The sequence below is a fragment of the Gordonia jinghuaiqii genome (assembly GCF_014041935.1).
GTDB lineage: Bacteria > Actinomycetota > Actinomycetes > Mycobacteriales > Mycobacteriaceae > Gordonia > Gordonia jinghuaiqii.
The window spans coordinates 3,421,965-3,443,447 of record NZ_CP059491.1; the positions used below are offsets into that span (position 1 = coordinate 3,421,965).

The 21,483-nt window shown below is 68.5% G+C and carries 20 protein-coding genes, 1 tRNA gene and 2 pseudogenes; 5 read left to right on the forward strand and 18 right to left on the reverse strand.

The features are described 5' to 3' along the window. Positions 1–88: 88 nt before the first annotated feature. On the reverse strand, positions 89–790 hold the full coding sequence (locus H1R19_RS15235) for a GntR family transcriptional regulator (protein ID WP_219849468.1): 702 nt from the start codon (positions 788–790) through the stop codon (positions 89–91). A 159-nt stretch (positions 791–949) separates the two neighbouring features. Here H1R19_RS15235 and H1R19_RS15240 point away from each other — a divergent pair. Next, positions 950–1,023: transfer RNA gene (locus tag H1R19_RS15240), tRNA-Ile, on the forward strand. Here H1R19_RS15240 and H1R19_RS15245 read toward each other — a convergent pair. The 5 genes and pseudogenes from H1R19_RS15245 to H1R19_RS15265 form a co-directional block, all read right to left on the reverse strand. Then, positions 983–1,465, reverse strand: a pseudogene (locus tag H1R19_RS15245) (dihydrofolate reductase family protein); the annotation flags it as partial. The gene H1R19_RS15240 and the pseudogene H1R19_RS15245 sit on opposite strands and share 41 nt — an antisense overlap. After that, positions 1,407–3,332 (reverse strand): DNA primase, encoded by a 1,926-nt coding sequence (dnaG, locus tag H1R19_RS15250; RefSeq protein ID WP_219849469.1) that lies wholly within the window; start codon positions 3,330–3,332, stop codon positions 1,407–1,409. The gene dnaG and the pseudogene H1R19_RS15245, both read right to left, overlap by 59 nt. Before the next feature lie 251 nt (positions 3,333–3,583). Continuing rightward, entirely contained in the window at positions 3,584–4,900 is a 1,317-nt protein-coding gene (locus H1R19_RS15255) for a deoxyguanosinetriphosphate triphosphohydrolase (RefSeq protein ID WP_223204576.1), read from the reverse strand. Next, complete coding sequence (locus H1R19_RS15260) at positions 4,893–5,408, reverse strand: cold-shock protein (protein ID WP_219849470.1); 516 nt, start codon at positions 5,406–5,408, stop codon at positions 4,893–4,895. The genes H1R19_RS15255 and H1R19_RS15260 overlap by 8 nt, the downstream gene beginning before the upstream one ends. Positions 5,409–5,543: 135 nt before the next feature. Beyond that, entirely contained in the window at positions 5,544–6,929 is a 1,386-nt protein-coding gene (locus H1R19_RS15265; RefSeq protein WP_188327717.1) for a glycine--tRNA ligase, read from the reverse strand. A 213-nt stretch (positions 6,930–7,142) separates the two neighbouring features. On the opposite strand from H1R19_RS15265, the gene H1R19_RS15270 reads away from it, so the two are divergent. The 3 genes from H1R19_RS15270 (at position 7,143) to H1R19_RS15280 (ending at position 9,634) form a co-directional block, all read left to right on the forward strand. After that, positions 7,143–8,675, forward strand: coding sequence for a M28 family peptidase (locus H1R19_RS15270; protein ID WP_219849471.1), 1,533 nt, complete (start codon positions 7,143–7,145; stop codon positions 8,673–8,675). 90 nt (positions 8,676–8,765) lie between these two features. Then, positions 8,766–9,194: an ArsR/SmtB family transcription factor gene (locus tag H1R19_RS15275; RefSeq protein ID WP_244970720.1), complete on the forward strand. Its 429-nt coding sequence runs from the start codon at positions 8,766–8,768 to the stop codon at positions 9,192–9,194. Further along, positions 9,191–9,634, forward strand: a complete 444-nt coding sequence (locus H1R19_RS15280; protein WP_188327715.1) for a Fur family transcriptional regulator — start codon at positions 9,191–9,193, stop codon at positions 9,632–9,634. Before H1R19_RS15275 ends, H1R19_RS15280 begins: the two co-directional genes overlap by 4 nt. A 31-nt stretch (positions 9,635–9,665) precedes the next feature. On the opposite strand, the gene H1R19_RS15285 is transcribed toward H1R19_RS15280, so the two are convergent. The 7 genes from H1R19_RS15285 to H1R19_RS15315 all read right to left on the reverse strand — a co-directional run bounded on the left by H1R19_RS15285 (position 9,666) and on the right by H1R19_RS15315 (position 16,493). Continuing rightward, positions 9,666–10,076: a hypothetical protein gene (locus tag H1R19_RS15285; protein ID WP_188327714.1), complete on the reverse strand. Its 411-nt coding sequence runs from the start codon at positions 10,074–10,076 to the stop codon at positions 9,666–9,668. Continuing rightward, complete coding sequence (locus H1R19_RS15290) at positions 10,073–10,894, reverse strand: isoprenyl transferase (RefSeq protein ID WP_219849472.1); 822 nt, start codon at positions 10,892–10,894, stop codon at positions 10,073–10,075. Before H1R19_RS15290 ends, H1R19_RS15285 begins: the two co-directional genes overlap by 4 nt. After that, on the reverse strand, positions 10,875–11,678 hold the full coding sequence (recO, locus tag H1R19_RS15295) for a DNA repair protein RecO (RefSeq protein WP_219849473.1): 804 nt from the start codon (positions 11,676–11,678) through the stop codon (positions 10,875–10,877). The genes H1R19_RS15290 and recO overlap by 20 nt, the downstream gene beginning before the upstream one ends. An 83-nt stretch (positions 11,679–11,761) precedes the next feature. Then, the gene (locus H1R19_RS15300) at positions 11,762–13,675 is read right to left on the reverse strand and encodes a pyruvate kinase (RefSeq protein ID WP_219849474.1); all 1,914 of its coding nucleotides are present in this window, start codon (positions 13,673–13,675) and stop codon (positions 11,762–11,764) included. Between the two features lie 81 nt (positions 13,676–13,756). Continuing rightward, positions 13,757–15,175, reverse strand: a complete 1,419-nt coding sequence (locus tag H1R19_RS15305; protein WP_219849475.1) for a YhgE/Pip domain-containing protein — start codon at positions 15,173–15,175, stop codon at positions 13,757–13,759. A gap of 105 nt (positions 15,176–15,280) precedes the next feature. Next, positions 15,281–16,192 carry a GTPase Era gene (gene era / locus H1R19_RS15310; protein WP_188327709.1) on the reverse strand — a complete coding sequence of 304 codons (912 nt, stop codon included), beginning with the start codon at positions 16,190–16,192 and terminating at the stop codon, positions 15,281–15,283. Then, positions 16,185–16,493, reverse strand: a complete 309-nt coding sequence (locus H1R19_RS15315) for a cytidine deaminase (RefSeq protein ID WP_372631536.1) — start codon at positions 16,491–16,493, stop codon at positions 16,185–16,187. Before H1R19_RS15315 ends, era begins: the two co-directional genes overlap by 8 nt. On the opposite strand from H1R19_RS15315, the pseudogene H1R19_RS23465 reads away from it, so the two are divergent. Next, positions 16,417–16,602, forward strand: a pseudogene (locus H1R19_RS23465) (hypothetical protein); the annotation flags it as partial. The gene H1R19_RS15315 and the pseudogene H1R19_RS23465 overlap by 77 nt on opposite strands. Here the strand turns inward: H1R19_RS23465 and H1R19_RS15320 are convergent. From H1R19_RS15320 to H1R19_RS15340, 5 genes are all read right to left on the reverse strand, one after another. Further along, positions 16,526–18,061 carry a hemolysin family protein gene (locus H1R19_RS15320; RefSeq protein WP_219849477.1) on the reverse strand — a complete coding sequence of 512 codons (1,536 nt, stop codon included), beginning with the start codon at positions 18,059–18,061 and terminating at the stop codon, positions 16,526–16,528. The pseudogene H1R19_RS23465 and the gene H1R19_RS15320 overlap by 77 nt on opposite strands. Next, positions 18,062–18,658 (reverse strand): rRNA maturation RNase YbeY, encoded by a 597-nt coding sequence (gene ybeY / locus H1R19_RS15325; RefSeq protein WP_188327706.1) that lies wholly within the window; start codon positions 18,656–18,658, stop codon positions 18,062–18,064. It abuts the gene before it with no gap. Then, positions 18,655–19,737 carry a PhoH family protein gene (locus H1R19_RS15330; RefSeq protein WP_188327705.1) on the reverse strand — a complete coding sequence of 361 codons (1,083 nt, stop codon included), beginning with the start codon at positions 19,735–19,737 and terminating at the stop codon, positions 18,655–18,657. Before H1R19_RS15330 ends, ybeY begins: the two co-directional genes overlap by 4 nt. A gap of 214 nt (positions 19,738–19,951) precedes the next feature. Next, positions 19,952–20,731 carry an alpha/beta hydrolase family protein gene (locus tag H1R19_RS15335; protein WP_219849478.1) on the reverse strand — a complete coding sequence of 260 codons (780 nt, stop codon included), beginning with the start codon at positions 20,729–20,731 and terminating at the stop codon, positions 19,952–19,954. Then, positions 20,728–21,477: a 16S rRNA (uracil(1498)-N(3))-methyltransferase gene (locus H1R19_RS15340; protein ID WP_219849479.1), complete on the reverse strand. Its 750-nt coding sequence runs from the start codon at positions 21,475–21,477 to the stop codon at positions 20,728–20,730. The genes H1R19_RS15335 and H1R19_RS15340 overlap by 4 nt, the downstream gene beginning before the upstream one ends. Positions 21,478–21,483: the final 6 nt, after the last annotated feature.

Genomic DNA, 21,483 nt, shown 5'->3' on the forward strand with positions numbered 1-21,483 from the left:
GATTGTCGACAGAATGATGGCGTCTGAGGAACGGCTCTGTGTCGTTTGTGTTAGCTCGTCGCCGTGTCAGCTCGTCTGCGCCAGTTGATCACCGATGCGTGTGTCCAGAGGCGTCACCGGTACTGGCGGACACGAGTCCCAGGTAGTGGAGGTGCCCGTGATCGCGCAGCGCAGCGATCACCGCCTCGGAGTCGTTGCGTTCGAGGGCGTCGAGGATCGCCTGATGCCGGGTGACCCCGTCGGCCGGTCCGTGATGGTCGGCCGATTCCGTGCGGAGATTGACCGCCATCGGCAGTTGCAGCTTGAGGAGGATCGGTTCGAGGGTGATGTCGAGCTGGCGGTTCCCCGCCAGCGAGACCACCGCCGCGTGGAATCGACGATGAGCGTCATCGCGGGCGAGATCGTCTGCCGCGCGGCGCATTGCGTCGATCGCCGCGCGCACCGGCGCGAGCTGGGTGTCCGGGTCGGTCAGTGGCAACGCGGCTTCGACGGCATGCCGCTCCAGCACCTGCCGCAGTTCGAACAGTTGCAGGATGTCGGTCGGCGACCACTCGGCGACGCGGACACCGCGTCGGGGTTGATGTTCGACGAGCCCCTGCTGGGCCAGCAGTCGCAACGCCTCCCGCACCGGCGCCCGGCTGATGCCGAGGTCGGCGCACAACGTCTCCTCGACGATCTTCTGACCCGGTTCGAGCGCGCCGCTCAGAATGGCGTCACGGATTCGGCGGCCGGCGACGTCCACCAGGCTCTCGGGCAGATCGTCACCAATCGACCCCTCCCCGACCGACATCCTTGTCCCGCTCCGTTCCGCTTGTCCGATTTTGCGGCCAGTGTAGCCCGGAGGACTTCACGACGGTTCGGCTCACCTCGGCGTGCGGCCGCACGCCACGTTGCCTGCAGCGGTTGAGCTGCGGTGCGGTAATCTCCACCCGCGGACTGATGTCTGCGCGGGGAGTTAGCTCAGTTGGTTAGAGCCGGCGACTCATAATCGCTTGGTCGCGGGTTCAAGTCCCGCACTCCCCACCGACGACGGCCGCGCCGTGTCGACAGCACTCCTGTCGACGCGGCACCAGTATCGGGTCTCACCCGAAATGGGTGTCAGACGCACCTCGTCACCGCCGGGGCGGTCGAACAACCGGATGCCGTCACCGAGGAACACCGGAACGTAGAACACGAGCACCTCGTCGAGCATGCCGTGCTCGATCATCTGTCTCGCGACGTCGGCGCCGATGACGGTCACATACGATTCGCCCGCGCGCTCGGCGGCCAGCTCGACCGCCTGACGCAGGTCGGTGGCGAAGGTGACACCCTCGACCGGCTCGGCCGGCGGGTTGTGTGCGAGAACCACTGTCGGAGGGACAGACCCGGCCATTGCCGGAAACTCATCGCGCGCGGCGACGTACGCGTCAGCCCGCGTCGACCGTCGGGTCCAGGGCCTGTTCCAGCAGGCTACGACGATAGGCCTCGAGTGCGACGAGGTCTCCGAACACGGCGTTGTAGCCGTCCGGGTCGTCGGCCGGGGCCATCCGCCGCAGCCGCGACTTGATGTCGGCGATCTGCGATCCCACCCACACCTCCTGCAGCCGCGCGAGCACGCTGGAGATGTACCGGGGAATGTTGTCCTCGTCGACGCGCATCGACTCGACGGCGAGCTCGGTGACCAGGGGGTCGATGACCGGGTCGTCGACGGCGTTGCGCACCGCGTCAACCCACGCGGCACCGCCCATACCCGATGACGTCCCGCCCAGTCCGGTCATGGCCTGCCGGACGATGGCATAGGCCGGTTCGTCGAAGCATTCGACGGGAAGCGAGTCGAAGACGGTTCCCGCGATCGCCGGATACTGCAGGGCGGCCTTGAGTGCCTCGCGCTGCGGCCAGAGCCGCGGATCGTTGGGCTGGGGCCGCGCCGAGGTGGGCGCCGACTCGGCTTCGGGACGGTTGCGTGTGGAACCACGACGCGCGCCACGGCCCCCGGAGTCGCCCGCGCCCTGCGCCTTTCGGATTCGGGCGCCCTCCTCACGGACCCGGCCGAGGACCTGGCCGACCTCTTCCCACCCCACCCAGCCGGCGAGCTGGCGGGCGTACTCGTCGCGCAGTGCGATGTCCTTGATGCGCGCGACGACGGGGACGGTGTCCCGCAACGCGTGCACGCGTCCCTCGGCGGTGTCGAGATCGTGTTCGGAGAGCAGCGCCTTGATCGCGAACTCGAACATCGGCACCCGGCGGGCGATGAGGTCGCGCACCGCGGCGTCGCCCTTGTCCTGCCGCAGCTCGCAGGGATCCATACCGTCGGGCGCGATCGCCACGAAGGTCTGCCCGGATATGCTCTGCTCACCTTCGAAGGCCTTGAGTGCGGCCGCTTTTCCGGCGTCGTCACCGTCGAAGGTGTAGATCACCTCGCCCCGGAAGTACGAGTCGTCCATGATCAGTCGCCGGATCAGTGCCAGGTGATCCTCGCCGAAGGCCGTGCCACACGACGCCACGGCGGTGGTGACACCGGCCAGGTGCATGGCCATGACGTCGGTGTACCCCTCGACGACCACCACCTGATGCCCCTTGGCGATGCTCTTCTTGGCGTGATCGAGACCGAACAGCACCTGAGATTTCTTGTACAACATGGTCTCTGGCGTGTTCATGTACTTGCCGAGGTTGTCGTCGTCGTACAGTTTCCGGGCACCGAAGCCGATGATGTCGCCGCCGAGGTTGCGGATCGGCCACAGCAGTCGGCGATGGAAACGGTCGATCGGCCCCTTGCGGCCCTGCTTCGACAACCCCGCCGCCTCGAGTTCGCTGAACTCGAACCCCTGCGACAGCAGCGCCTTTGTCATCGTGTCCCAGCCGGCGGGCGCGTAGCCGCAACCGAATCGGGCTGCGGCGGCGGCGTCGAAGTCGCGTTCGGTGAGGTAGTCGCGTGCGGCCTGCGCCTCCGGCGTCTGCAACGCGGCCGCGTAGAACTTGGCGGCGGCGGCGTTCGCGGCGACGAGCCGGGCGCGGGTGCCGCGGTCCCGCTTGATCGCGGTACCGCCGCCCTCGTAGTTGATCTGGTACCCGATGCGGTCGGCGAGCTGCTCGACGGCCTCGACGAAGCTGACGTGCTCCTGCTTCTGCAGGAAGCTGAAGACATCGCCACCCTCGCCGCAGCCGAAGCAGTGGAAGTGTCCGTGGTTGGGCCGGACGTGGAACGACGGCGACTTCTCGTCGTGGAACGGGCACAGTCCCTTCAGACTGTCCGCCCCGGCACGACGCAGTGCGACATAGTCGCCGACGATGTCCTCGATCATCGTCTGCTCACGGATCGCCGTGATGTCGCGATCGGGAATTCGGCCTGCCACGCGTCCAGTGTAGTGACCTCCCGTCGCGGGGATGACCGGGCGCTTCACACACCCGGGACTACGGGCGTGGCACGACGCCTCGTCGGGCCCACACGCCGAAAACCGCCCCTGAAAACGACCCCGGAGCGCCCCGCCGATCGCACTATGTCGCCAACGTCACTGCGGAGGGCGGTTTTCAGTGCGGGCCGGATTCACCCGGGCCGGATTCACGCGGGCCGGATTCACCCGGGCCGGATTCACCCGGGCCGGATTCACCCCAGGTGCGCCTGAGCCCCGGAGTTGTGTTTGTCGGTGCGCTCGAGCCGCCCCTCGGTCATCGACGCGATCTGGTCGACGATGACCCGCATGCGGGCGGTGTCGTCGGTGGCGGCGTTCCACCACGGCACGAAGATCGGGTCGAGCCCACCGGGCGCGGCCTCGGCGAACCAGTCGGCGACGCGATGGATGCGTTCACGCTGGCGACGCTGGATCGCCTTGTGGCGTTCGTTGGAGAAGATGAATCGCAGTGCGAGGGTCTTGAGCATCGAGACCTCGGCCGCGATGAGGGGAGGTACCTCGAGGTCCGCGTCGTAGCGCGACACCGGCCGGTCCCCGACCACCGCGCGGGTGCCGGTGATGGCCGCCGACGCGAAGCGTCCGATGAACTCGCTGGTGAGCCGCTTGAGCGCGACGTAGGAATCGAGTGTCCCGTCGAAGACGCCGACCGACCGCACGATGTCCATCTCGTACAGGCGTTGCGCGGCGTCGACGAGCGCCTCGGGGTCGAGTCCGGGGAACTCCGTCGCGCCGATCTCGGCGAGCGCCCGTTGCTCCTGCCGGTCGCCGAGGCTGCGCAGGTCGATGCGGCCTCCGATGACACCGTCCTCGAGGTCGTGCACGGAGTAGGCCACGTCGTCGGACCAGTCCATGATCTGCGCCTCGACGCACTGGCGGGTGCCGGGTGCGCCACGCCGGACCCACTCGAGTGTTTCGACATCGTCGTCGTAGGCACCGAACTTTCCGCCGGGCTGTCGACGAGCCCACGGATACTTCAGGGTCGAATCGAGCGACGCCCGCGTCAGGTTGAGTCCGGCACTGTTGCCCTCGGCGTCGAGGAGCTTGGGTTCCAGGCGGGTGAGGATGCGCAGGTTCTGCGCGTTGCCCTCGAAGCCGCCGTGGTCGGCGGCGACCTCGTCCAGCGCCCGCTCCCCGTTGTGGCCGTAGGGCGGATGGCCGATGTCGTGTGCGAGCCCGGCGAGTTCGACGAGGTCGGGTTCGGCACCGAGCCCGATCGCGATGCCCCGACCGATCTGGCCGACCTCCAGCGAATGCGTCAGACGCGTCCGCGGGGTGTCACCCTCACGAGGACCGACGACCTGCGTCTTGTCGGCGAGACGCCGCAGGGCAGCCGAGTGCAGCACGCGGGCCCGGTCACGGGCGAAGTCGCTGCGGTGGTCGGTACGGGTGCCCGGCAGGCTTGCCACCTTGGCACCTTCGGGGACAACCCGTTCCACGGCCTCCTCACCATAGGAGGCCATGGCGGGGAAGACGTGGCCCGGAGCCGCCGATCCGTTGTGGGTGCTAGTCAAGCACCCAGCCCCGGCCGACGGCGAAGTCGGTGACCCGCTGACGGATGGCCACGATCTGACGGGCGGTCAGGTCGTCGTCGGCGTCGAGCAGCAGTTCGGTCAGCTCCTCGGTGAACGCCCCGGCGTCGAGGGAGCCGCCACCGCGCGGCCGACGGCTGCCACGGTCATCGTGACGACCTCCGCGATCGCCACGGTCGTCGCGGCTGCCGCGGTCGTCGCGACTGCCCCGATCGCCACGGTCGCGGCCGTGATGCTCATCCCGGCGATTCGGACGCGCACCCGCGGAATCGTCGGCGGGCGCGGCTTCGGTCACCTCGAGGTTGATCGCCTTGGAACCGCGGTCGGTCTCCTCGATGTCGAAGGACACCTTGGCACCGGGTTTCAACGAGTTCTCGTCGATGTCGATGTCGTTGATGTGCAGGAACACATCGGCACCGCCCGATTCAGGTGCCAGGAATCCGAATCCCCGATTCGCGTCGTAATGGACGACTTTCCCGCTGACAGACACGACTCCACTCACTCTCTCGTCGCGCGCTCGACGAACCCCTTGCCCGACGGCGCACGACAACTCGCCATCAATTGTGACAGACAACCGCAGGTCAGGCTCAATCGCGACCTGCACCGGATCTCCGCCGAGGAGTACTCAGGCGCCGAGCAGCTTGCCACCGAGGTATTCGGCGACCTTGTCGAGCGCCACCCGCTCCTGACTCATGGTGTCGCGTTCGCGCACCGTGACGGCCTGGTCGTCGAGGGTGTCGAAGTCGACGGTGACACAGAACGGGGTGCCGATCTCGTCCTGACGGCGGTACCGCTTGCCGATGCCCTGCGCGTCGTCGAACTCGACGTTCCAGTGCTTGCGGAGTTCGGCGGCGAGGTCGCGGGCCTTGGGCGAGAGCTTCTCGTTGCGCGAGAGCGGCAGCACCGCGGCCTTGATCGGCGCGAGGCGTCGGTCGAGCCGCAGCACCGTGCGGGTGTCGGTGCCGCCCTTGGCATTCGGCACCTCTTCCTCGGTGTAGGCGTCGCACAGGAACGCCATCAGCGAACGGGTGAGGCCGGCCGCGGGCTCGATGACGTAGGGCGTGTAGCGCTCACCGGTGGCCTGGTCGAAGAACGACAGATCCTCGCCGGAATGCTTGCTGTGGGTGGTCAGGTCGTAATCGGTGCGGTTGGCCACACCTTCGAGCTCACCCCACGGGTTACCGGTGAAACCGAACTTGTACTCCACGTCGACGGTCCGCTTGGAGTAGTGCGACAGCTTCTCCTTGGGATGGTCGTAGAGCCGCAGGTTCTCCGGGTCGATGCCGAGGTCGACGTACCAGTCGAAGCGCTGATCGATCCAGTACTGGTGCCATTCCTCGTCCTCGCCCGGCTTGACGAAGAACTCCATCTCCATCTGCTCGAACTCGCGGGTGCGGAAGATGAAGTTGCCCGGCGTGATCTCGTTGCGGAAGCTCTTGCCGATCTGCGCGATACCGAACGGCGGCTTCTTGCGCGCGGTGGTCATCACGTTCTTGAAGTTCACGAAGATGCCCTGGGCGGTCTCCGGGCGCAGGTAGTGCAGGCCCTCTTCGTCGTCGACCGGTCCGAGGTAGGTCTTCATCAGACCGCTGAAGGCCTTCGGCTCGGTCCAGTTGCCCGGCTGCCCGGTCTCGGGGTCGTTGATGTCGGCCAGGCCGTTCTCCGGCGGGTGGCCGTGCTTGGCCTCATAGGCCTCGATGAGGTGATCGGCGCGGTAACGCTTGTGGGTGTGCAGCGACTCGACGAGCGGATCGGTGAACACCTCGACGTGACCCGAGGCCTCCCACACCTGACGCGGCAGGATGACCGACGAGTCCAGGCCGACGACGTCCTCGCGGCTGATGACCATGCTCCGCCACCACTGTCGCTTGATGTTGTCCTTGAGCTCGACGCCCAGGGGCCCGTAGTCCCACGCCGACTTGGTGCCGCCGTAGATCTCACCGCACTGGTACACCAGGCCTCGACGCTTGGCGAGGTTGACGACGGATTCGACATTGGACTGGGCGGCCACAGTTAACTGCTCTCCACGAGTTCGGTGTTCGGCTAGGACTGTCCTGCGCGTGCGCCCCGCCATCCCACCGGGACCGGCCGAGCGCACGGCAACCCCTACAGACTACCGAGCAGATGTTCCGTTCCCGAATGCAGTGGCGTCAGCTCACCACCACACGGATGTTTGTGCGCGCCCGGTCGAGAAAACCGGCGCGGGGACTGCCACAGTGGCCAGGTGAGCCCTCGCCGCCGCTCGACACCGACCCGGTCCGGTCCCTTCCGGTCCGCCACGCTGCTCGCGACCGTCGCGATCGCGGCCGTTCTCGTCTCCGGCTGCACCACCGACGAGCCGGGCGAGGCCGCGCGTCCCCGCTCCTCGGCGCCGGTCTCGACGCCGGCTGTCGCTCCGCCGATCACCGACGTCACCCCCGCCGCGCTCGCCGACGCCGTCAGCGTCACCGGCGTCATGGGTCACATCCGTGCCCTGCAGCAGATCGCCGACAACCACGGCGGCAACCGAGCGGCCGGCACCCCCGGCTACGACGCCTCCCTCGACTACGCCGCCGGACTGCTCCGCACGGCCGGATTCGACGTCACCACCCCGACCGTGGAGTATCAGCGCTTCGACGCCGGTCCGGTCACCCTCACCGCCGACGATCACAAGGTCGCGACCCGGGTCCTCGAGTACTCGGCAGGCACCGGTGACACACCGGTCACGGCCAGACCGGTCGCCGTCGGCGAACTCGGCTGCGCCGCAGTCGACTACCCACCTGCGGTGCGCGGTGCCGTCGCGGTGATCACCCGCGGGACATGCACCTTCGCCGACAAGGCCCGTAACGCGCAGGCCGCCGGGGCCGTCGCCGCGATCATGGTGAACAACGAGGACGGACAGCTCACCGGCGCCACGCTCGGCGTCGATGACCGTCCCGCGATCCCCGCGGTCGGGGTGTCGGGCGACGACGGCGAAATGATCCGGGCGGCGGACTCGGTGACGCTCACGGTCGAGGCGCAGACGACGCCGGTCACCACCCGCAACCTGCTCGCCGAGACCCGCACCGGCACCCCCGACGACGTCGTGATGGCCGGGGCACACCTCGACAGCGTGCCCGCGGGACCCGGGATGAACGACAACGCGAGCGGGGTCGGCGCCGTGCTCGAGACCGCGCTACGACTGGGGTCGTCGCCGCGGGTGCCCCACCGCGTGCGGTTCGCGTTCTGGGGCGGCGAGGAGGACGGGCTCGTCGGCTCGTCGGAGTACGTCCGGGGCCTCGACGCCGGCGGGCGACGCGCGATCGCGCTGTACCTCAACTTCGACATGCTCGCCTCACCGAACGGCGGCTATTTCGCCTACGACGGCGACGACTCCGCACGCCGCGGAGCCGGTGCCGGCCCAGCTGGTTCCGAGGGCATCGAGCGGGTCTTCGAGAAGTTCTACGCCGACCGCGGAATTCCGCTGGAGCCCACCGACTTCGACGGCCGGTCCGACTACGGCCCGTTCATCGCCGTCGGGATACCGGCCGGCGGTGTCCTCGCGGGCGCCGAACGCAAGAAGTCCACCGAGCAGGCGCAGATGTGGGGAGGCAAGGCGGGCGAGGCCTTCGATCCCGACTACCACAGCCCCCGCGACACCATCGACAACGTCAACACCGAGCTCCTCGCCGTCACCTCCGCGGCCGCGGCCCATACGGTGGCCACCTACGCACTGTCGAGCGGCGGCCCCGACGGCGTGCCGGCGGTCGATCAGCGGCGGCGCGCCGAGGGTGGGTGACAATCTCGCCGACCCGCCGCCAACTCTTTGAAAACCATTTCCGTTAGAATGGTCGGCACCATGGATCGCGACCCAGCCGGGAGGAGTGCGATGTCGTCTGAACAGTTCGGCGGGGCCAAGCCGGTCGACGGGCCCGTCGGGGACGCCGATCAGGCCGCCCGCGAAGCGGCCGCCGATCTGCTGCGCGCCCTGGCCTCACCCACCCGCGTCGCCATCGTGTTGTCCCTGCGCGAACGCGTCCAGTGCGTCCACGAGCTCGTCGGACATCTGGGCCTGAGCCAGCCGCTGGTCAGCCAGCACCTCCGCGTCCTCAAGGATGCCGGCGTCGTCCGCGGCGAGCGCAACGGCCGCGAGATCACCTACGAACTGCTCGACGACCACATCGCCCACATCGTCGTCGACGCCCTGGCCCACTCGATGGAGACCACGAGGGACGCCCGGCCCGCGCGCACTGTGCCCGCCCCCTCCAGCTGCTCGGGTCCCACTGACACCGATGCACCTCCGGCGGCCGACGAATGACCGGCGTCACCGAGTCGGGACCGCAGCCGGTCACCGGCATCCGTTCGACACGGCAACGTGCCGCGATCGCCGACGCGCTGGCCGGGACCGACGACTTCTGCTCCGCCCAGGAACTCCACGAGATCCTCAAGGCACGGGGCGAATCCATCGGCCTGACCACCGTCTACCGCAATCTGCAGGCGCTGAGCCAGGCCGGGCAGATCGATGTGCTGTGGGACGGATCGGGCGAAACCCGTTATCGCCATTGCTCATCGGGCCACCACCACCATCTGGTGTGTCGTGGCTGCGGTACCACCGTCGAGGTCCAGGCCGATCCGGTCGAGAAGTGGGCGGCGAAGGTCGCGGCCGAACACGGCTTCACCGACATCAACCACACCGTCGAGGTGTTCGGTCGGTGCGCCGATTGTCATGCCGCACAAGGCTCGTCGTCAGCCGAGTAGGCCCGCGGACGTACCCGTTCGGCGGAACGGCTCAGCCCGCGGCCGGACCCACCAGTCGCTCGGCGGCGTCGACACCTGCCGCGAGGACGATGTGCAGGACCGTCAGCAGCGGCACATCGTCGAGTTGGCCGGCGGGAAACGTGTAGTACTGCAACACATCTGTGGTCACCCCGCCACGATCGGAGCGTCGGAGACTGCCGAAGCTCAGCTGCGCGGCGCATGCCTCGACATCGTCACGCAGCGTCGGGGTGTTGGGCAGGTCCATCGCGACCAGTTGGGTCACGGCCAGGACGTCGAGCCCATCGGCCAGCGTGAGCACGCGGATCGAGGCGCGGGTGGGACCGACCTGCACCACAACCGATTCCGCGTCGGGACGGTCGGTGGGGCCGAGTTCGGCCACGATCTCCGCGGCACGATCGAGCAGTTTCGGGGTGTCGGTCACGACGGCTTCACCCCGCCGAAACGGCGGTCGCGCTCGGCATATTCGAGGCAGGCCGCCCACAGGTCGCGGCGGTCGAAATCGGGAAACAGCTTCTCCTGGTAGACCATCTCGGCGTACGCGGACTGCCAGAGCAGGAAATTGGAGATGCGTTGTTCCCCTGACGGACGCAGGAACAGGTCGACGTCGGGCATGTCCGGCTCGTCGAGGTAGCGCGCGAACGTCGACTCCGTGATGCGCTCGGGATCGATCTCGCCACGCGCGGCGCGTCGTGCGATCTCGCGGGCGGCGTCGGCGATCTCGGCACGGCCACCGTAGTTGACGCACATGGTCAGGGTCATCACGGTGTTGTCCCTGGTCATCTCCTCGGCGATCTCGAGTTCGCGGATCACGCTGCGCCACAGGCGGGGTCGGCGGCCGGCCCAGCGCACACGCACACCCATCTCGTGCATCTCGTCGCGGCGGCGACGGATCACATCGCGGTTGAACCCCATGAGGAAGCGCACCTCGTCGGGGCTGCGCGACCAGTTCTCGGTGGAGAACGCGTAGGCCGACAGCCACCCGACACCCAACTCGATGCACCCGCAGACGGTGTCCATGAGAACGGCCTCACCGCGCTTGTGTCCCTCGGTGCGGGGCAATCCCCGGTCGGTGGCCCACCGTCCGTTGCCGTCCATCACCAACGCCACATGGTTGGGTACGAACTGGGCGGGAATGGCGGGCGGGCGGGCGCCGCTGGGATGCGGGTCGGGCGGGCGGACCTCCGGACGAGGGCTCGCGGACTTCCGCCCTCTTGCGGAACTACCCGGCCGCAACGCCATCGTCGACTCTCCTCACACCAGTGTCCACACCCGTCTCCATCAGCCTATGAGGCGCGGTGCGTTCGATCAGAGGCAGGGTTCGGAGCTGGCGTTCGAGATGCCATTGCAGATGGGCGGCGGTGAGTCCGCTGGCCTGGCGGCGCAGCGACGGGGTCGCGTCGACGGCGTCTTCCCATTGTCCCCGGAACAACGCCTCCATGAGGTCGAGCACGCCGGGCGAGGGGGTCGCCGACCCGGGCGGGCGGCAGTGCAGACAGACGGCACCGCCTGCGGCGACATGGAAGGCGCGATGGGGCCCGGGCGTCGCGCACCGCGCGCACTCCTCCAACGCCGGCATCCAGCCCGCGCTGTACATCGCACGCAGCAGATAGGCGTCGAGGATCAGTTCTCGCGGACGGCGGTCCTGCGCCAGCGCTTCCAGCGCGCCCACGGTCAGCCGGTGTAGCTGGCGGGTGGGGGCCCGTTCCTCACCCGCGAGACGTTCAGCGGTCTCGAGGACCGCGCAGGCCGTCGTGTAGCGCCCGTAGTCGGCGACGATGGCATCGGTGAAGGCATGCAGGCTGTGCACCTGCGTGATCACGTCGAGGCTGCGACCCGGATAGAGGTGCACGTCGATGTGGGCGAAGGGTTCCAGCCGGGCCCCGAACTTCGACCGCGTCCGGCGCACGCCCTTGGCGACCGCCCGCACGAGACCGTGCTCGGCGGTCAGCAGGGTGATGATGCGGTCGGCCTCGCCCAGCTTGTGCTGGCGGAGCACGACGGCCTCATCCTGATAGAACCTCACCGGCACATTCTCCCACCGCTCACCGACACCGACCGACGCGACATGCATCAGGCATCAGGTCCGGTGCCGCGAGGCATCAGGCCTCAGTGCTCGGCGAGGTCGAATGAGCTCAGCGGACGCAAAAGCGATCGCTTCTTCTCGACGTGGCCGCCCATCCGATCCAGGATCGACGTCAACGCCTCGATCGCCTCGACGATGAAGGGCCCCTTGTTCAGCATCACGCCCTCGGCCCGGCGGCTCATCGCCGCGTCGGTGACCTCCGCACGTGACGGGACGCCGTTCTTCGCCAGCCCGTCGAGCACCTGGGTCGCCCAGATCACCGGGGTGTGCGCGGCCTCGCACAACCAGAGGATCTCCTCCTGGACCTCGGCGAGACGGCCGAACCCGACCTCCACGGCGAGGTCACCGCGGGCGATCATCACCCCGACCCGCTCCCACCGCATCGCCTCGAGCAACATCTGCGGCAGGGATTCGAACGCCGCACGCGTCTCGATCTTCAGCACGATGCCGACGTGGTGCGCGCCGAGTCGCTCGAGTTCGTCGATGAGATCGGCGACGTCATCGGGTGACCGCACGAACGAGTAGTTGACGATGTCGGCGTGTTCGGCGACGAACTCCAGATCCGACCGATCCTCGGCCGTGAGTGCCGGGATGTGGAGCGTGGTGTCGGGTAGGTTGATCCCCTTCCCCGCCCGGAGTTTGGTGCCGCCGGGGCCGGCCCGCTCGACGTCGACGACGATCTCGTCGTCGAGCTTCTCCCGGACCCGGCCGGCGATCTTCCCGTCGTCGAAGAGCACGCGGTGACCGGTCAGGACGTCGTCGAAGGCCTCGCCGAGTTCGCAGCCGATGCGGTGCGGGCCGACCCGGGTCGCCGGGGTGGGCGCGAGGTCCCGTTGCAGCCGGATCTCGTCGCCGGTGCGCACCAACAGATGCTGCGGCACCTCGTCGAGCTCGCCGACGACGAGGGACCGCTCCTCGCCGGTGTTGTTGCGCCCCTTGCCTTCACCCTTGTTCTCACCCTGGCCGGGGCGACTCACCGTGATCGACATCCCGGTCTGGTAGTACACCGTGCGGTCACACTCGGCGTCGATCCCGGCCTCCGACACCCCGACCACCCGCAACCGCCGGCGCCGGCCGCGGGCGTCGCGCAGGGACAAGCGAGCGCCCACGTCGACGGTGTTGAGGCAGTCTGGGTCGAGGTCGAGCACGGGGATCACCGCGTCGATCCCGTCGGGCGGGCGTTGTCCGGTCTGTGTCGTCGCGCTGAAGCGGACACGGGCAGCCCTCTCGACGGTGCCGGTGTCGGTGCGTACCGGTTTCACCTTGCGCACCTCGGGACCCGGTTCGAGCGGGCCGGTACGGATCTTGGGTCCGGCGAGATCCATCGCCACCCGCACGTCCCCGGGGAGCGCGCGGACCGCGTCGATCATCCGCGTCCACTCGGCGGGACCGTCATGCGCGCAGTTCACCCGCGCGACGTCCATCCCCGCCGCCCCCATCCGACCGACCAGTTCGGGATCGCCTGCCGCCTCGGTGGGCATGGTGACCATGATCCGGCCGGCCCGTTCACCGTGTTCGTCGTCCGGTCCGTCGGCGGTGGGGTCGCCCGCGCCGGGGTGCACAGTCCCCAGCAGGTCGTCGCGGTTGCGGATCAGAGTCCGCTCGCCGTCGGCGAGGTCGTCCCGGATCGGGTGCCGTCGTCGTCCTTCGGCGAGCGCGTCCACGGTCTCGATGACCGTGTCGATCCACGGGTGGACGATCGATTCCATCCGTCCGAGACTCGACAGACCGTGCGCGGCCATCGCGGCCTGGAGCGGCCGCAGATCGTGACGCCGCACGGCGACGTAGTGGACCAGATTGCGGGCGCTCCCCCGATGCGTCCGGGCGACGCCGCCGATGACGGACTCGGCCCGCGCCTCGGCTCGGTCGAGTCGGTCCCGCAGGTCGTGCAGGGCCGTGGAGATTTCGGGGATCGACATGAGGACCGGGCTACCCATGCCTACACCGTGCCAGAACCAGATGACCGGGACATGCCGTGCCGGCCTGCCGGTCGTTCAGGGCGCCGCTCGCGACAGGGCTCAGCCGGCGTTGACGATCTTGTCGAGCCTGGGCGGCAGCGTCATCCCGCCGGGGAACCGGTGCCAGCCCTTGCGGTCGTAGTACTTGGTGCCGAGCAGACCCAGCAACACTCCGACGAGCAACCCGATCATGCACTGGATGATCGACCGGCCCAGCCCGGCCGACAGATCCGCGTCGAAGTAGAGCACCGCTCGCACGCCGAGATAGATGACGTGCATCGGTTCGACGGCGGCGATCCACTCGAAGAACCGCGGGCTGGCCTCGAGCGGCAGGGTGCCACCCGAGGAGGGCAGACCGAACACGACGAAGAAGACGAGGTTGAACAACAGGCCCGCGTTGCCGAACACCGCCATCATCGCGCTGGCGCTCACCCCGACCGCGAAGATCGCGAGGACCGAGAGCATCCACAGCACGAACCCGTTGGGCAGTGATGTCCCCACGAGCGCTCCCACGCCGATGAACAGCGCCGAGAGCAGTACCGCCACGACGAACATGATGGTCCACTTGGCCGCGAGGGTCGCCCAGCGGCTGATCGCGAGCCGCTCCCGCAGCTGATAGAACGGCCCGTACTCGATCGGCGTCTGGCCGAGCATGCCGTCGACGACGATGCTCACCATCATCGCGCCGGTGAAGCCCGCGAGCACCAGCAGCAGCGTGAAGTAGAACGCCGACAGGCCGTTTCCGGCACCATTCGGCAGCGGCGTCGGCTCGGAGACCTCGACGGCCACCGGCGTCGCGAGTGCCAGTTGCGCGGCGCCGCTGAACGAGATGTCGTTGCGCTCGAGTTGGGTGCGGACCTGCTCGGTGAGCTGCGCCCCGACCTCCTCGTTGACGCGTGTGCGGACCGTGTCGGCCAGCGTTGTGGTGATCGACGACGCGAACGCACCCGAACCCCGGTTGATGAAGATGTCGATGGTCGGTCTCGTCGGCTCGGCCGTCAGCACGGTGGCACGGCCCAGCGCAACCGCCCGGTTGGTGAAGTTGGAACCCACGACGATGACGCCGTACACCTTGCCGCTGTTGAGCTCACCGAGAGCGGTCGACCGGTCGGTGCGTGTGATGATGATCCCGTTGTCGGCGGCGGAGGAGATGATGCCGTCGGCCACCTGGTCACCGAGGTTCTGCTCGGTCGCCACCCCGTCGGCGTTCTCGATCTCGCCACCGGAGTCCTCGTTGACCAGGGCCACCGGGAAGTCGTGCAGATGCCGTTGCGGGTCGACCACCGCCGACATGTACAACGCCGCCATCAACGAGAAGAGGATCGCGACCAGCACCACCGGCGCCAGCCAGAACCGGGGCGAACCGAGGACTCCGGCGATGGTCCGCCCGGTCGGCTGCTCGGCCTCGGGCGCCTCGTGCGCACCTCTGCCGGAGTCCTCGTCGACCCCGGACCGGACCTGCGACTCGTGCGTACCCATCGACGTACCTCCCCCGCAGGCCCACGCGTCAGCGCGGGTGACCGCAACCTCTCGGCCGCCGACCTCGTCGACCGAACAACGACATCGACCGAGAAGCGGGTCGACCTAGAAGCCCAGTCGACGCAGCTGCTTGGGGTCGCGCTGCCAGTCCTTGGCGACCTTCACATGCAGATCCAGGTACACCTTGGTGCCCAGCAACCGCTCGATCTGTGCGCGGGCCACTGTACCGACCTCTTTGAGGCGGGCTCCCTTGTGGCCGATGATGATGCCCTTCTGGCTGTCTCGTTCGACGTAGAGCACGGCGTGGACATCGACCATCGGCGGCAGATCCGGGCCGCGGTCCTCGCGATCGATCACCTCTTCGATGGTCACCGCGAGCGAATGCGGCAACTCATCGTGCACACCCTCGAGTGCGGCCTCGCGGATGAACTCCGCCATCAGGACCTGTTCGGGTTCGTCGGTGAGTTCACCGTCGGGGTAGAACGCCGGCCCCTCTTCCATCAGGCCGACGAGCACGTCACTCAGGACGTCGAGTTGTTTGCCCGACTTCGCCGAGACGGGTACCACCTCCGACGTCGGGCCCAACAACTGCGACAGGGCGAGGAGTTGCTTGGCGACCTGTTCGGGACCGACCCGGTCGATCTTGGTGACCACGCCGATAATCGTTGTGCGCGGGGCCATCTCACGCACCTGCGAGATGATCCATCGGTCGCCCGGACCGATGGCCTCGTCGGCCGGGATGCAGATGCCGATCACGTCGACCTCGGAGTAGGTGTCGCGCACCAGATCGTTGAGCCGGCGGCCGAGCAGGGTTCGCGGACGATGCAGGCCGGGCGTGTCGACGAGGATGAGCTGGGCGTCGGGCCGGTTGACGATCCCGCGGATGGTGTGGCGGGTGGTCTGCGGCCGGTTGGAGGTGATCGCGATCTTCTCCCCCACCAGCGCGTTGGTCAGCGTCGACTTGCCGGTGTTGGGTCGTCCGACGAAACAGACGAATCCCGAACGGAACTCAGACATCGGCTCGCCCCAGACGTTGCTGCGGCCGGCCCGCGGTGTCGGTGAGTACGACGTAGGCCTGCGGACTCATCTCGTGCAGGGTGGCCAGGCCGGGATCGTCGGCGTCGCCGTTGACGATCACCGCGGCTTCGAAAGTACGGGCACCGCTCGAGATCGCCGACGCGACCGCGACCTGCAACCCGCTGAGTGTGAGCGTGGCGGTGCGCACGTCGGCGCCGGCGTACGTGCGGCCGTCACCGTCCCGCACGGCAGCGCCCGAACGCGCCTCGGCGCGGGCCAGGGCGCCACGGGCGAGCACCACGAGCTTGCGATCCTCGTCGGCGAGGGTCTCGGTCACTGATTCATCCTTGCTGTCGGTTGCTCGGCGCTTCTGCGATCTGAGCCGTTGCGATCTGAGCCGTTGCGATTTGAGCCGTTGCGATCTGGGCCGTTGCGATCTGGGCCGTCGTGATCGGGGGTTCCGGGGTCGGTCCGGTCGGCGCGCACACGCTCTTCTTCGTGTTCACGACCCGCGGTGCGGTCGTGGCGCCCGTGCGGTCTGCCGGAATGTCCACGCCCATTCGACGTGTCGTCGCGGTCGGACCTCCGGTCGGTCTCGGCCCCGGGGACCCGGGTGACCAGGACGGTGATGATGCGCTGGCGCCCTTGGCGATTGGGCCCGCCTTCGGCCACCAGTTGCAGTCCGTGGGACTTGACCCGGGCGCCGGGCAGCGGGACGCGTCCGAGTTCGAGACCGACCAGTCCACCGACGGTCTCGACCTCTTCCTCGTCGATCTCGACGTCGAACAGCTCACCGAGGTCCTCGACCGGGAGTCGCGCCGACACCCGGAACGAGCCGTCGCCGAGATCCTCGACCGGGGCGACCTCGTCGGTGTCGTATTCGTCGGTGATCTCCCCGACGATCTCCTCCAGCACGTCCTCGATGGTCACCAGACCGGCGATGCCGCCGTACTCGTCGACCAGCATCGCCATGTGGTTGCGGGCGCGCTGCATGTCTGCCAGGACCTTGTCGAGCGGCTTGGAGTCGGGGATGAACTCGGCGTCGCGCATGACGTCGACCACGCGCAGTGTCGCCGGGTCGATGCGCCGGGCCACCGTCCGTGCCACGACGTCCTTGAGGTAGACGATGCCGAGCACGTCGTCGGTGTTCTCACCGATGACCGGGATGCGCGAATGACCCGATCGGGTCGCGAGGTTCGTGGCCTGCAGCGCGGTCTTGTCGGCCTCGATCCACACCATCTCCGGACGCGGCACCATCACCTCGCGCGCGCTGGTGTCACCGAGATCGAACACCGAGTGGATCATGCGTCGTTCGTCGGCAGCGACCACACCGCTGGCCTCCGCGAGGTCGACGACCTCACGGAGCTCGATCTCGGTGGCGAACGGGCCGTTGCGATACCCGCGGCCGGGCGTCAACGCATTACCGATCAGGATCAGCAGGCGGGTGAGCGGTTTGAGGAGCACACCCAGCGCCGACAACAGATGCGACGACGCCAGCGCGATCGTGTACGCGTGCTGACGGCCGAGCGTGCGCGGGCCGACGCCGATGGCGACATAGGAGATCACCGCCATCGCGGCGATCGCCACGACCAACCCCCCGCCGACTCCGATCAGACGGGTCGTCGCGACGGTGATGAGCGCGACGGCCGCCGTCTCACACGACACCCTCAGCAGCACGACCAGACCGACGTAGGTCGCCCGGGCGTCGAGGATGATCGCCAGTCGACGGGCACCGGCCCGACCCTCGCGGACCATGTCGTCGACGCGGGCGTTGGAGACCGTCGAGACCGCGGTGTCCACCGCGGCGAAGACCCCACCGATCCCGATCAGTACGACTGCGGCCACGATGAACCAGTAGTCGGCAGGCACTCAGTCCTCCTCGGACCGCGGGGCATTCCCCGGGGCCGCGATCCCGGGCCCGTCGGCGCCGCGTTCGAGGCCGGTGAACCCGATGTTGGACAGCAACCGCGAGTCGCGGTCGGTCTGACGCTGTTCCTGCGCACGCCGATGACGTTGCGCGTAGAACGCGTCGAGGATCTCGTTCTGGAGGCCGAACATCTCGCGTTCTTCTTCCGGCTCGGCGTGGTCGTAGCCGAGGAGATGCAGAACTCCGTGGATGGTCAGCATGGCGAGCTCGTGCTCGAAGGAGCGGCGCGCCTCGCGGGCCTGCTTGCGGGCGAACTCCGGACACAACACGATGTCACCGAGGATCGCCGGTCCGAGGTCGGCGGCGTCGGGCCGGCCACCGGGGACGAGTTCGTCCATCGGGAAGCTCATCACATCGGTGGGGCCGGGCAGATCCATCCACTGCACGTGCATGTCGGCCATGGTGTCCTCGTCGACGCAGAGGACCGAGAGCAGGGCCGCGGGGTTGACGTCCATCGCGTTCACGGCGAAGCGCGCGGCGTCGATGATCAGGTCGGCCGGAACCTCGACGCCTGACTCGTTGGCCAGTTCGATGCTCATGAACGACGCCCCTGGGCCGCGGCACGACGCGACGCGCGGTTGCCGACGATTGTGCTGTCCGACAGTGAGCGCTGCGACTCCTCCGCGCGACCGTATGCGTCGACGATGTCGGCGACCAGACGGTGGCGGACCACATCCTGGCTGGTCAGCCGCGCGATGTGGATGTCGTCGATACCGCCGAGGATCTCGGTCGCCGCGAGCAGGCCGCTACGGGCGCCGCCGGGCAGATCGACCTGGGTCACGTCGCCGGTGACGACGACCTTGGAGCCGAAGCCCAGGCGGGTCAGGAACATCTTCATCTGTTCGGTCGTGGTGTTCTGCGCCTCGTCGAGGATGATGAACGCGTCGTTGAGGGTGCGGCCGCGCATATACGCCAGCGGCGCCACCTCGATCACCCCGGCAGCCATCAGCTTCGGGATGGCCTCCGGATCCATCATGTCGTGGAGCGCGTCGTACAGCGGGCGCAGATAGGGGTCGATCTTCTCGCTCAACGTGCCCGGCAGGAAGCCGAGGCGTTCACCGGCCTCGACGGCCGGCCGGGTCAGGATGATGCGGTTGACCGACTTCGACTGCAGGGCCTGCACGGCCTTGGCCATCGCCAGATAGGTCTTGCCCGTTCCGGCGGGGCCCACCCCGAAGACGACGGTGTACTCGTCGATGGCGTCGACATAGTGCTTCTGGTTCAGCGTTTTCGGCCGGATCGTCTTGCCGCGCCGCGACAGGATGTCCAGCGAGAGGACGTCGGCGGGTGATTCGTTGCCGCCGGCGGAGAGCATGGACACGCTGTGCCGCACCAGGTCCGGCGTGAGCGGGGTGCCTCGTCCGACCAGGTCGACCAGCTCTGCCATGACGCGTTCGGATGCGGCGACGTCGGCGGGTTCGCCGGACAGCGTGACCTGGTTGCCGCGGACGTGGATGTCGGCGGGCAACAGCTGTTCGAGCGTCCGGAGGTTGATGTCACTCGCGCCGAGCAACCCGAACACGACTCCGGGAGAGACTTCGACAGTGGATGTGACCCCAGACCGGCGCGGCTGCGTACGGCTGGATTGCCCGCTCGGGTCGGGGTTGTCGTCACTCACGTATGAAATCACTCCTGGTGTTCGGGGGTTCTGCGTCTTCTGGTCGTCTGCTACGCGGCGCTTCACGATCGCGACACGCAGGCGTGAGGCCAGTGTATCGCGCTGCAACTCCCGATCAGCAGGCAATATTCCGGCCCACCCCTCTGCCGGCTGAGCCCGCGCCTCTGCCGGCCGCGCCTGCCCCCTTGCCGGTTGAGCCTGTCGAAGCCCCCCGTCAGATCCCCAGCACCCGGACCGTCTGCCGCACGCACCCGCTGCGCAGGTCGACGAACGCCTGGTGGCCTTCGCCGGGGACGACGATGAGCTCGGCGGACTGCCCCCGTGACGCCGCGTCGTCGACGTATCGCCTGCTCGACTCGACGGGGATGAGGTCGTCGTCGTCGCCGTGGATCGCCACCACGTGCGCGTCGAAGACCGGCGCCAGCATCGGTGAGGCGTCCTGGTAGGCGCGCGGCGCCTCACTGTAGGGCCGGCCGATGAACCTCTGCAGCGACTCACTGTTCGCGGCGCCGACCGTGTCGAGCACGGCTGCCTGGGCGACGACGGTGGTGATGGTCGTCGACTCGGTGCGCGCCCCGAGCTTCCCGACGGCCCACACCGCGAGCTGTCCGCCCGCGGAATGTCCGACCACCGCGGTCGAGGAGAAGTCGACACCGCGTGCGGGAAGCGCCTCCCGGACCGGACCGTCGAGAGCGCGGATGGCATCGACCACGTCTCGACCCGTGTTGGGCCAGCCCCCGCCGGCCTCGCCGACCCGGCGGTACTCGATGTTCCAGACGACCGCGCCGCGTTCGGCGAGCATGCGGGCGACTGCGGTCTGGATCGTGGAGCCGTATTCGACGGACCATGACCCGCCGTGGATCAGGACCACGATGCGCGCGGGCGATTCCTCGTCCAGACTGTCTCGAGGCTGGTACAGGTGGCCGAATTGGGAAGGCTCGCAGCCATATTCGATCTTGGTTCGGCGCACCGCGCAACGTGGGACGGCGCTCACCGCGACCACCGCCGGGTGAGGACCCCGATCGCGCCGAGGGCAACGGCCGCGGCAGTGGAGGTACGCAGAACCTCGGGGCCCAGGACCACCGCATGCGCGCCGAGCGCGGTCAGATCCGCCACCTCGGTGTCGTCGAGACCGCCTTCGGGCCCGACGACGAGCACGATCTCGCCGGCATCGCCGAGGGGCAGTTCGGCGAGCGGGCGTGCGGCTTCCTCATGGAGGACCGCGACAACACCTCCGGCCGCCACCGCATCGGCACAGCGCGCGCGGACGTCGATGGTGCCCGCGAGGTCGGTCACGTCGGGTACCCATGGTCGGCGACTCTGCTTGGCAGCCGCCGATGCGGCAGCCCGCCACTTGGCAACGCCCTTGTCCGCCTTACCCGTCCAGCGCGAAACACAGCGCATCGCCTGCCACGGCACGATGACGTCGACGCCGGCCTCGGTGGCGAGATCGACAGCCAACTCGGAGCGCTCCGACTTCGGCAGCGCCTGCACCAGCGTCACCTGCGGGGTCGGGCGAGCCTCGAACGAGAGTTCACGCACCGACGCCACCAGGGTGTCCTTGCCGCGGATCTCGCTGATCTCGCATCCGGCCACCGAACCCGCGCCGTCGCCGACGAAGATGCGTTCACCGATGCCGAGCCGGGCGACGGTCACCGCGTGGCGACCCTCCGAACCGGTCAGGATCACCTCGGCCCCCGGGGCCGGAACAGAGTCCGCCCAGAAGAGCGGCGGACTCATCGCTCC